The organism is Caulobacter sp. RHG1, assembly GCF_013181195.1.
Lineage (GTDB): Bacteria > Pseudomonadota > Alphaproteobacteria > Caulobacterales > Caulobacteraceae > Caulobacter.
Genome location: NZ_SMZP01000004.1, coordinates 261,099 through 271,830, shown reverse-complemented (window position 1 = coordinate 271,830; position 10,732 = coordinate 261,099). Strand labels below are relative to the sequence as shown.

General features: G+C 67.6%; 10 protein-coding genes. 3 read left to right on the top strand and 7 right to left on the bottom strand.

Annotated elements, in window-relative coordinates; genetic code table 11:
* Positions 1-18: 18 nt before the first annotated feature.
* Positions 19-1,437 carry a hypothetical protein gene (locus E1H18_RS12400; RefSeq protein ID WP_241735995.1) on the bottom strand — a complete coding sequence of 473 codons (1,419 nt, stop codon included), beginning with the start codon at positions 1,435-1,437 and terminating at the stop codon, positions 19-21.
* 423 nt (positions 1,438-1,860) lie between these two features.
* Here E1H18_RS12400 and E1H18_RS12395 point away from each other — a divergent pair, with 423 nt between their 5' ends.
* Positions 1,861-2,478, top strand: coding sequence for an MSMEG_1061 family FMN-dependent PPOX-type flavoprotein (locus tag E1H18_RS12395; protein ID WP_172268480.1), 618 nt, complete (start codon positions 1,861-1,863; stop codon positions 2,476-2,478).
* 65 nt (positions 2,479-2,543) lie between these two features.
* Here the strand turns inward: E1H18_RS12395 and E1H18_RS12390 are convergent, their stop codons facing one another.
* Both E1H18_RS12390 and E1H18_RS12385 read right to left on the bottom strand, forming a co-directional pair.
* On the bottom strand, positions 2,544-2,870 hold the full coding sequence (locus E1H18_RS12390; protein ID WP_172268478.1) for a hypothetical protein: 327 nt from the start codon (positions 2,868-2,870) through the stop codon (positions 2,544-2,546).
* Between the two features lie 156 nt (positions 2,871-3,026).
* Positions 3,027-3,755 (bottom strand): glutathione S-transferase family protein, encoded by a 729-nt coding sequence (locus tag E1H18_RS12385; RefSeq protein WP_172268475.1) that lies wholly within the window; start codon positions 3,753-3,755, stop codon positions 3,027-3,029.
* A gap of 94 nt (positions 3,756-3,849) precedes the next feature.
* Between E1H18_RS12385 and E1H18_RS12380 the strand changes: the two genes are divergently transcribed.
* Positions 3,850-4,575 (top strand): YafY family protein, encoded by a 726-nt coding sequence (locus E1H18_RS12380; protein WP_172268472.1) that lies wholly within the window; start codon positions 3,850-3,852, stop codon positions 4,573-4,575.
* Between the two features lie 51 nt (positions 4,576-4,626).
* On the opposite strand, the gene E1H18_RS12375 is transcribed toward E1H18_RS12380, so the two are convergent.
* From E1H18_RS12375 to E1H18_RS12365, 3 genes are read right to left on the bottom strand one after another with little or no spacing between them, the layout of a single operon-like run.
* Positions 4,627-5,613: an alpha/beta hydrolase gene (locus tag E1H18_RS12375; protein ID WP_172268469.1), complete on the bottom strand. Its 987-nt coding sequence runs from the start codon at positions 5,611-5,613 to the stop codon at positions 4,627-4,629.
* A gap of 60 nt (positions 5,614-5,673) precedes the next feature.
* The gene (locus E1H18_RS12370) at positions 5,674-6,480 is read right to left on the bottom strand and encodes an RNA methyltransferase (protein WP_172268466.1); all 807 of its coding nucleotides are present in this window, start codon (positions 6,478-6,480) and stop codon (positions 5,674-5,676) included.
* A 17-nt stretch (positions 6,481-6,497) separates the two neighbouring features.
* Positions 6,498-7,754 (bottom strand): MFS transporter, encoded by a 1,257-nt coding sequence (locus E1H18_RS12365; protein WP_172268464.1) that lies wholly within the window; start codon positions 7,752-7,754, stop codon positions 6,498-6,500.
* A 164-nt stretch (positions 7,755-7,918) separates the two neighbouring features.
* Between E1H18_RS12365 and E1H18_RS12360 the strand changes: the two genes are divergently transcribed.
* Complete coding sequence (locus tag E1H18_RS12360; RefSeq protein WP_172268461.1) at positions 7,919-8,974, top strand: LacI family DNA-binding transcriptional regulator; 1,056 nt, start codon at positions 7,919-7,921, stop codon at positions 8,972-8,974.
* 3 nt (positions 8,975-8,977) lie between these two features.
* Here the strand turns inward: E1H18_RS12360 and E1H18_RS12355 are convergent, their stop codons facing one another.
* On the bottom strand, positions 8,978-10,543 hold the full coding sequence (locus E1H18_RS12355) for a methyl-accepting chemotaxis protein (RefSeq protein WP_172268458.1): 1,566 nt from the start codon (positions 10,541-10,543) through the stop codon (positions 8,978-8,980).
* Positions 10,544-10,732: the final 189 nt, after the last annotated feature.

The following is a 10,732-nucleotide window of genomic DNA, read 5'->3' as shown; positions in this document are numbered from 1 at the left end:
GACCGCCCCCGCTCAGGATCAGCAGGTCGAGCCGGCGGCCAGACCGCAGGTCCAGCCCTGCCACCAGGTGTCGTTGGCGTCCTTGACGGCGCCGATGTAGCCCGGGTTCGTCAGGAAGCTGCTGAGGCTCGTGATGTTCGCGTAGGGCGTACGAGCGTTTTCGTTGGCGCCGTTGATGAAGGTGCCCGACAGCGTCGAGGTGAAGGTCGAGCTGTTGTTGGTGCCGGCGTTGAACAGCGCCTGGTTGGCGGCGGCGTTCACGTTGGTGTCTTCGGTGAACGGCGTAGCGCAGGCCAGCACGACCGAGTGGAAGGTGGCTTGCGTGGTCGCGTCGTCGATGTCGACGCAGCCGGCGGTCGCGGCGGTCATGACGACGACCGAGTTGATCCACACGCTGTTGGTCGAGGTGTTGCCGACCAGCAGGTCGTTGCCCGAGCCGCCGCGGCCGATGACGGTCCAGTTGGCGAACTTGGGGTTGGAGCGCGGCGCGGTGCCGGCGCTGCTGGTTTCGAAGGCGCGGTTACCGCCGTTGGCGCGCTGGACGATGATGCCGAACTGCAGCGAGCCGTTGTAGCCCACGTCGGTGTCGATGCTGTCGTCGTCGTTGCCGGTCATGACAAGGTACTTGCCGTTCACGGTGCCGCCGAAGAACTCGATGCCGTCGTCCGAGCTGTTGTGGACCTGGATGTGGTCGAAGCCCGTGCCGGTGCCGACGCCGGCCATGGTGATGCCTTGCAGCTCGTTGTTGGCCACGATCACGAAGCCCGAGTGCTTGACCTGGACGTAGCGGATCGCGCCGCTGTTATCCGCCGCGGCGTTGCCGCCGTAGAACGCGTTGGTGCCTTCGACCTGGGCTTCGCAGCCGGCGGTGCCCGGCGTGGCGCCCGAACCCGAGCAGTTGCTGATCGGCGCGCGGCCCAGGACGACGATGCCGCCCCACTGGCCCATCGAGTCGGCGTTGGTCTGGCCTTCGATGCCCTGCTTCGACGTGAAGATGATCGGCTGGGTCGCGGTGCCCTGCGCGAAGATCTGCGAACCGCGGTTGACGACGATGTAGTCCAGGCCGGCCGAACCAAAGATCTTCACGCCCGGATCGACGGTCAGCACGCCCTTGGCGCGACCGGCGACCGGCGCATTGGCGTCGCCGCCCTGGTCCTGGCCGACGTCGACGCGGCCGCTGACCGAGTAGACGGTGCCGGCGCGCAGCGGCACCGACAACGAGCCGGTGATGGTCGAGGGCAGCTGGCAGTTGCGCAGCGTGTTGTTGGCGACGGTGCCGACGTTGGTGAAGCCGGTCGGGCAGTCGGTGGCCGGCGTGCCCGGGGTCGGGTTCGTCGGGTTGGTCGGGTTCGTGGGATTGGTCGGGTTGCCGCCCGCGAAGCTGCCCTCGCCCGGAGAAGCGACGCTGTCGGCGCCGCCGCAACCAGCGAGCGCCAAGCAGGCGCTCATGCCGAGCGCGATCAAGCTAACGTGTCCAACGCGGATCATAGGGAGTTCTCCAGTGGCGCAGCCGAGAAAGAAATCGGCGGCGAAGACCCCTGGTCCCCACCAATGGAAAAGCCTTGCCCTTCGCCGCCACGGGATCGGCGCTAACCGGCTTGCGAGACAATCAGTCGCAAGTTTTGTGACACTTTTTCTGCGCGCCCGTCGCGTCAGAACCACTCAATCTCCACAATTCCTCAACGACAGCTCACGATTGAGGTCGGATTCCACGCGCTTTTTCCGATTCAATTCCAATCATTCTCCACATATTTTCGAAGCTGCCGTGTCCGTCCGACAACACCCCATTTCGGGGAAAGTCGACGCCGATTGCGCCGCATGTTATTGCGAGTCATTCTCATTAAATGAAGGATGGCGACCATGGACGGCGAGATCACCAGCGAGCGCGGCCTGCGCGAGGTCTACGCCCACCCCGCCAAGGCGATCGCCGAGAAAGCCTTGCCTGCCCTTGACAAGCACAGCCGCCGGTTCCTGGAGCTGTCGCCCTTCTGTTGCATCGGCTCCAGCCAGCCCAGCGGTCTGGGCGACGTCAGTCCGCGCGGCGGAGAGCCCGGCTTCGTCCATGCGCTGAGCGATAACGAGATCGCCTTCGCCGACCGACCGGGCAACAACCGCCTGGACACCCTGTCCAACATCATGCGCGAGCCATCGGTGGGGATGCTGTTCTTGGTTCCCGGCGTCGAAGAGACCCTGCGTCTGAACGGCCTGGCGCGGGTGACCACGCGCGAGGACCTGATGGTCCGGTTCACCCACGAGGGCAAACGCCCACGCTCCGTGGTGCTGATCGAAATCCGCGAGGTCTACTTCCATTGCTCCAAGGCCCTGAAGCGCTCGGACCTGTGGAACCCTGACAAGCGCCTGGCCAAGGGCGAATTCCCAACCCTGGGTCAGATCGCCCGCGATCAGTTCAAGCTGCTGGTCCCCGCCCAGGTGATCGACTTCGCCCTGAAGCAGGACGCCAAGAACAACCTCTATTGACGCAAACGGACGCCGCCGGCCCCTCTCGGGACCGGCGGCGCGTCGTTCGTCAATCCACAGGCGGTCTATTCCGCCGAGATCGCCGTGCGCAGGCGGGCGGCGACGTCGCCCAGCGTGATCGCCGACAGCGAGTCGTTGACCTCGAGCACGCCCTGCCCGTGCTGCTGCGACAGGTTGCCCGTGAAGTCGGTCAGGGCCGTGACATGCTGGGCCAGCAGGTCGACGGTGTGCAGCTCGTGCATGACCATCAGCCGATGCTCGGCCGGAACGACCTCGAGAATCTTGCCCAGGGCGACGTCCAGATGCCCGCAGGCCACGGCGGCGATCGACATCTCCGAGGAGATCGCCTTCAGCACCGTCTCGACGCTTACGGGCGGCAACTTGTCCGACATCAATTTCCCCTGATTCCCAGGGCCGCAAAGGAGCATGCGCCGCGCTGGGGCGGCAAGACCTTGAATTGTGCGACCAATTGGCGCGCACAAGGTTGATCTGGCGATCATCACAACCCCGGATGGCGGCGCAGTGCAATGGTTTTCAGTTGATCCGCGTCAAGCCGCCTGACGCAGCCCCCACGGATGGGCCGGGTAGAACCGCGCCATCATCCTTCCGGCATAGTCGACCAGACGCGGATAGCTCTCGGCTTCGCGACGCAGGGGCGAGTCGAAGAACGGCGTCAGAATCCCCGCCAACACGGCGAAGGCGGCGGCGTCCACGCCGACCGGATGACTGTCGCGCATCAGATAAGCCTTGTCCTCCAACAGCTCATCCAGCGAGCGCAGCGACAGGCTGCCCAGCCAGACCACCTCCTCGCGCAGGTGCCGGCCCACGCCGACGGCGCGGACATTGCCGGCCACCGCCTCCAGCAGACCGCGGCGTATGTCGTCTCGCATCGTCTCCGGCGCAGCATCGAACCAACGGGCCGGTCCCTTGGCGAAATTGGCCGGCTCCAGGAAGCGGAAATAGGTCGACACCCAGCCCAGTTGGTTCTCGATCATCCGCTCGATCGCCCAGGCCTGGGCGCGCTCCTTGCCGGTCAGGCCCACATCCAGGTCCACACCATACTTCTGCTCGATGTGCGCGCGGATGAAGGTCGAGTCGCCGACCGCCTGGGCGCAATCCTCGATCCACGGCAACTGGCCCTTGGGAGCGGTCTCGCGACTTCCCTTGGTCTTCCTGTAGGTCAGGCCAGCCATCATCAGCTGGACCTCGGTCTTGGTCACATAGGGGCTGATCTCGGGCAGCCCGAACCCGGCTCCGGCGGCGAACAGCGTGATCATCGTCCCTCTCCGATCTCGAATGTCGTGGTGACGACTTGCTACCGCCAGGCTACTGCCAGCATGCTGTCAGCAACCCTGGCCGATAGTCGAACTCATGAGACGCGCCGAACGCCTTTTCCAGATCATCCAGATCCTGCGCCGTAGCCGCGCGCCGGTGACGGCCGACGCCATCGCCGCCGAGCTGGAGACCTCCAAGCGCAGCGTCTATCGCGACATCGCCGCCCTGGTCGGCCAGCGCGCGCCGATCCGCGGCGAGGCCGGCGTCGGCTATGTGCTGGAGGCCGGCTTCGACATGCCGCCGCTGATGCTGACCCCCGACGAGATCGAGGCGGCGGTGCTGGGCGCGCAGTGGGTGGCCGGCCGTGGCGACCCTGTCCTGGCCAAGGCCGCCAACGACCTGATCAGCAAGATCGCCGCCGCGGTGCCCGATCGTCTACGGCCCTATGTGCTGGAGCCGGCCGCCGCCGCCTCCCCCGCCTGGAAGCCGGAGACCGACCGCATCGACGTCGCCCAGGTCCGCGCCTGGATCCATGCCGGCCGCAAGATCCGCCTGGACTACAGCGACGGAGCCGGGGCGGTCAGCGCCCGGGTGATCTGGCCGGTGACCGTGGGCTATCGCGAGACCATCCGCATGATCATCGCCTGGTGCGAGCTGCGGCAGGCGTTCCGCACCTTCCGCACCGACCGCGTGGTCGGCGCCCAGTTCCTGGAAGAGCGCCACGGCAAGCGGCCCGCGGTGCTGCGCGGCGAGTGGATCAAGTTCCGCGACGCCGAGATCGCCGCCTGGAACCTGCGCGAGAAGGAAGGTTGCGGCGCCTGAAGCGTGGCAGCCAAAAGTGTGAGCGGTTTTGGCGCTCGCCACGCGCCAAGCTTAAAGCCCGTGGCGCTTGGCGAAGGTCTCGAACAGGTTGGGCCAGGCCGCGACGGGCTTGCCGACCGTAAAGCGCAGGCCAAAGCCGTGGCCGCCCTCTTCGAAGACGTGCATCTCAGTAGGGATCTTCTTAGCCTTCAGCGCCGAGAACATCACCAGGGCGTTCTCGACCGGCACGGTGGGGTCGTCGGCGGCGTGCAGCAGGAACACGGGCGACAGGCCCTCGCGCACCTGCTTTTCGGGCGATAGCGCCAGGATGCGCTCGGCCGAGCCGTCCTTGGTCAGAAGGTTGGTGCGCGAGCCGCCGTGGGCGATCGCCGTGTCCAGGCTGATCACCGGATAGACCAGGGCCGACAGGTTCGGCTTGGTCGGCATTTGGTCGGCGGCGTCGATGGCCGCATAGGTCGGGGCGTCGTAGCGGACCGTCAGATTGGCCGCCAGGTGGCCGCCGGCCGAGAAGCCCATGATCGCCACCCGGTCGGGCGAGAAGCCCATCTCCTTGGCCTTGGAGCGCACGATCCGGATGCCGCGCTGGGCGTCCTGCAGCGGCGCGTCGCCGCCCGCCGCCCAGCCGTCAGCCGGCATGCGGTAGAACAGCACGAAGCAGGTGTAACCACGCTCGTTGAGCCAGCGGGCGGTCTCATAGCCTTCCTTGTCCAGCACCACGCGCTGATAGCCGCCGCCGGGGATCAGCATCACCGCCGCGCCGTTCGGCTTCTTGGGGCGGAACACCACCAGGATCGGCTTGCGGGTGTGGGCCATGGCCCGGTCGCGCAGGCCCTTGGCGTCGCCGCGCTCGATGATCTCTTCGACCACCGTGACGCCCTCCCCGCCCGGCGCGCCGTTCGGCCACAGGGTGATGACCTCGGTGGGATCGGGGGGTGTGATCTTAGAGTTATCCACAGGGGCGGCCTCGGCTCGCCGGGCTGCGATCGATCCCAGGACGCCAGCGACGAAAGCAGTCGGGGCACCGCGACGGTTCAGCATGGGATCAAGCCTTCTGGCGGGTTTTCGTTGGCCGGGACCCTAAGCGGAAACCGGTTTCCGTCAAGCTTGAGCGAAGCGCAGGTGATGCAGGACGATCCCGCTGGTCGTGGCGACGTTTAGCGAGTCGAAGCCGTTGGCCATCGGGATGCCCACAGTCCGCGCCCGCGCCATCACCTCCGGCGTCAGCCCCGGCCCTTCCGCGCCCAGCAGCACGGCGGTGCGGTGCGGCGGCTTCAGCTGGGCCACGATCTCGTCTGCGGAGGGGCTGAGGGCCAGGCCCTCGAAACCAGTCGCCGCCAAGAGGTCAGCGATGTTCTCGCCCCGCGCCAGTTGGGCTGTCGGGACAGACAGCACCGCACCGACCGAGACCCGGATGGCCTTGCGGTACAGCGGATCGCAGCAGTCGGCGTCCAGCACCACCGCATCGGCCCCGAAGGCGGCCGCGTTGCGATAGATGCCGCCGATGTTGTCGTGGTTGGCGATGCCGCACAGCACCAGCACCACAGCCCGCGCCGGCAGACCGGCCAGCAGGTCGCGCGCTGCGATCGGCTCAGGCTTCTTGCCTACCGCCAGCACGCCGCGATGCAGGTGGAAGCCGGCGATGGCGTCCAGCACGGCCTGGTCGGCGAAATGGACGGGCGTCTCGTCCGACAAACCCGCGAAGACGTCGTCCAGCTTGTCCCGGCGCTTGGGATCGATCAGCAGCGACACCACGCGATCCGGCGCATCGCGGACGAAGGCCCGCAGCACGGTCTCGCCCTCGGCGATAAACAGGCCCTCGCGGCCCACAAGGTCGCGCTCCTTGATCGCCCGGAACGGGGCGACGGCGGGATCGTCGGGATCGGAGACGACGCGGAACTGCGGCAAGAGCGGCCTCGAGTGCTTTAACGCACCCCTCGTATCGGCAGGATCACCAGACCGCCAGTCAGGGCCAGCCCCGCGGCCATCAGGAAAAAGGCGCCGAAGTTCTCGTGGGTCGGCCCCAGGCTCCACACCGCCAGCACCGGGGCCAGGGCTTGCGGCAAGGTGTTGGCCAGATTGATCACGCCCAGATCCTTGCCGGCAGTGCGCTGCGACGGCAGCACCTGGGCGACCAGCGCCATGTCGACGGCGCAGAAGCAGCCCATGCCGCAGCCGAACACGACATAGGCCGCCACCAGCACCGGCCAGGTCGGCGACATCGAAAAGACCAGCATGGCGATGGCCAGGGTCAGGGCCGCGCCCAATGCGAACAGCTTGCGCCGCCGCAGCCGGTCCGACAGCAGGCCGCCCAGCATGGCGAAGGGAATGCTGGCCACGGTCGAGACCGCCGTCAGGATCGCCAGACCCTCCTCGGCGCGATGGCCAGGGAACAGGCTGGCATAGTCCATCACGTCCTTGAGGAAGTAGAACATGTAGCACTGGATTAGGCTCAGCGCGATCAGCACCAGGAACCGTCCCATCCAGGCCAGGGCGAAGTCGGGATGCTTGCGCGGGCTGACCCACAGGCCGGCCAGGAACTCACCCAGCTTGAACGGCGGAACCTCGGCCTTGGGCAGGGGCGGGTCCTTCAGGCTCAGCACGAACGGGGCCAGGCCCAGCAGCAGCGCGACCGAGATCGCCGCATAGCGATGGCCCTCGGAGACCAGCAGCCCCCCGACCATGATCGCACCGACGGCCGTGCCGATCGGATTGCCCAGGCTGAGGAACGCCGCGACCATGCCCTTCTGGGTGTCGGGCACCCGGTCGGGCATCACCGCCACCAGGGCCGAGAAGCACAGGTTGAAGGTCAGCTGGAACAGGATCATCCCGCCGATCAGGGCCAGCGGCGTCCTGGCCTGCATGATCGCCAGATAGGCCAGGGCCGCCCCCAGCGCGCCCACAACCATCCAGGGCCGGCGGCGACCGAATCGCGAGGTGGTGCGGTCGCTGATCGCCCCGGCCAGCAGGTTGGCGATGCTGGCGACCACCGCGCCGAAGAAGGCCACCTGGCTCAGCACCAGCGCCTTGCCGACGGGATCGATGGCCTCGGCCTTCAGCGGCAGCAGGACCTGGATCAGGGGTTGGAAGGAAACGAAGGCGCCGATCTGCGCGAGGGTGTAGGCGGCGACGAAGCTCGCACGCACAGGCTCCCTGGGCCGCGCCTCGTCCTCGGACCTCATCTTCACCTCTCCCCCACGGTCTTTCGCCGTGTCGCCGGGGACAGTGGCCGCGCGCCGTCTTGCAGACAAGAGGCGGCGTTCAGCGATCCGGAGTTTCCAACAGGCTTCATCAAGCTCTAGGTTGCCTGCATGTGTTGGAATCTCGCAGGGCGTGGGGCGGACTGATGGCTTCGGTGACGATCTACGACGTCGCCGCCCGCGCGGGCGTTTCGATCAAGACCGTTTCGCGGGTGATGAACAAGGAGCCGAATGTCCGGCCCGCCATGCGCGATCGCGTGCTGCTGGCGGCGGGCGATCTCGGCTACAGCCCCAACCTGTCGGCGCGCAGCCTGGCCGGCTCACGGTCATTCGTGATCGCCGTCTTCGTCGATGCGGCCCTGACCATCGACCACTGGCAGAGCGAGCGCGGCGCCGACTACCTATCGCGCATCCAGCTGGGCGCGACGCTGGAGTGCCGCGAGGCCGGCTACCACCTGCTGATCGAGCTGATCGACCACCAGGGCCCGCGCGTGCGCCAGAACGTAGCCGCCTTCCTGGCTGCGCTTAAGCCCGACGGCGTGATCCTGACCCCGCCCTCCTCCGACGACCCGCTGGTGCTGGAGATGCTGGACAAGGCCGGCACGCCGTATGTCCGCATCGGCCCGGAGCGCGCCGACGGTCCAGGACCGCGCGTCCACATGGACGACGCTGCCGCCGCTCGCGACATGACCCAGCACCTGATCGGCCTGGGCCACCGCCGCATCGGCTTCATCGTCGGCGAGCCGCGCTATGGCGCCAGCCAGGCGCGGCGCGAGGGCTATCTGGCGGCGATGCGCGACCGCGGCCTGCCGGTGGCCAACGGCTGGGTGCGCCAGGGCGACTTCACCTTCCAGTCGGGCGTCGAGCAGACCAAGGCCATGCTGGCCATGCCCGAGCGGCCGACGGCGATCTTCGCCAGCAACGACGACATGGCCCTGGGCTGCATGGCGGCCATCGCCGAGGCGGGATTGATGACACCGGGCGACATCTCGGTGGCCGGCTTCGACGACAGCTCCAGCGCCCGCTTCAGCCGGCCACAGCTGACGACCGTGCGCCAGCCAGTGGCGGAGATGTCTTCGCTGGCCGCGCGGCTGCTGATCGGCAAGGCCAAGGGCGGCGACGAGGCGCCCGCATGGCCAGCCGAAGAGCTTCTGCCCTTCACCTTGATCCACCGCGCCTCGACGGCCCCGCCGCCGCGCTAGACCTTACCGACCTGGGCGGGCGAAGGCGGCGACGCGGGCGCGGGCGGCGTGGACGGGGTTCTCGGCCGGACGTTCGCGATAGGTCGGCTGGAAGCCGGGGGTCACCACCTGCGGGCGGCCGCCCAGGCGGAACGCGCCGACACGGTTCGACAGATCCAGGGCCTCGACGCGCAGCGCATGGGTCGCCTCGGTCGATTGCGAGACCATGGCGGCGTTGCGCTGGGTCACCTGATCCAGCTGGTTCACGGCCGAATTGACCTGGCCAAGGGCCGTGGCCTGCTCGCCGGTCGAGGCGGCGATGTCGTTCACCAGTGCGTCGATGCCGCCGACCTTGTCGACGATGCCACGCAGCGCCTGGCCCGTCTGACCGACCAGATCGACGCCTTCGCTGACCTGGCGGCTGCTCTCGGTGATCAGCGACTTGATCTCCTTGGCCGCGTCGGCCGAGCGCTGGGCCAGGGCCCGGACTTCCTGCGCCACCACCGCGAAACCGCGACCGGCCTCGCCAGCGCGCGCGGCTTCGACGCCAGCGTTCAAGGCCAGCAGGTTGGTCTGGAAGGCGATCTCGTCGATGACGCCCAGGATCTGGTTCACCTGCTGCGACTGGGCCTCGATTTTGGTCATGGCCTCGGCGGCGCGGGTGACGACCTCGCCCGACCGCTCGGCTTCGGCCGAAGCTTCGCCGACGCGGGAAGAAACCTCGCGAGCCCCCTTGGCGGTGCGGCTGACGGCGGAGGTCAGTTCCTCGACCGCCGCAGCGGTCTGCTCCAGAGTGGCGGCCTGCTGCTCGGTGCGCTGCGACAGATCCTCGGCGCTGCGGGCGATCTCGTCGGCGCCCGAGCGGATGCCGCCGGCCGAGTGGTCGACAGCGCGCATGGCCTCGCTCAGGGACTCGACAGCGTGGTCAAAATCGGTGCGCAGGCTGTGGAATTCGGGCGCCAACTCGCCTTCGATGCGGGCGGTCAGGTCGCCGGCGGCCAGACGCGACAGGGCCGCGCCGACGGCCTGTACGGCCTGGGTCTGGCGCTGCTCGGCGGCCAGGCGTTCGGCTTCCAGCTCGGCCCGCTCCTCTTCCAGCACGGCGAGGTAGCTGGAGATCGCCAGGTCGATATCCAGGAAGACTGCCTTGGTCAGGGCCGCCAGGCCGTTGGCCAGGTCCTCGTCGGACTTGGCGCTGCTGAACAGACCCTTGGCGCGCTTGGCGATCACCGCCCGGATCAGTTCCTCGGTGACGACGGCATAACCGCCGATATGCCAACGCGGCTCGATGTCGGCGTCGACGTGAGCCTGCCCGATCCGCTGGGCGTCCTGCACGTAGCTGGCGCCATAGTCGGCCTGGGCGATGCGGCGCCAGTGCGCGGCCTGGGCCCGCTCGGCGCCCTGCATTTGGGTCTCGTCGCGGAATTTGCCGCGCGTTTCCGGGAAGCTGCGGATCTGGCCATAGAATTTGCCGAGCGCCGGTCCGATCTCGGCGTCGATCAACGGCTTCAGTGCTCGCAGCGCCGAGCGGGAGCGTTCGTCGAAGCGCATGAAGGCCATACGTTGGTCCAGCTTCGCGTCCGCACTCATGCTCTAGGTACTCCGACTCGACGGTAAGGTTTCGTTGACCATGTTCGTGACGGCTATCCGTTAACCAAGATTGAACCAAAGCGCGATGCGCCCCGTAGTCACACCTCTCTCCACAAACTTTTCGTCACAGAGTCGCCACAAGCAGAAACAAGCTGCGCCTTGGCGCGTTTTGCCCTTGTCAGGTCCTGC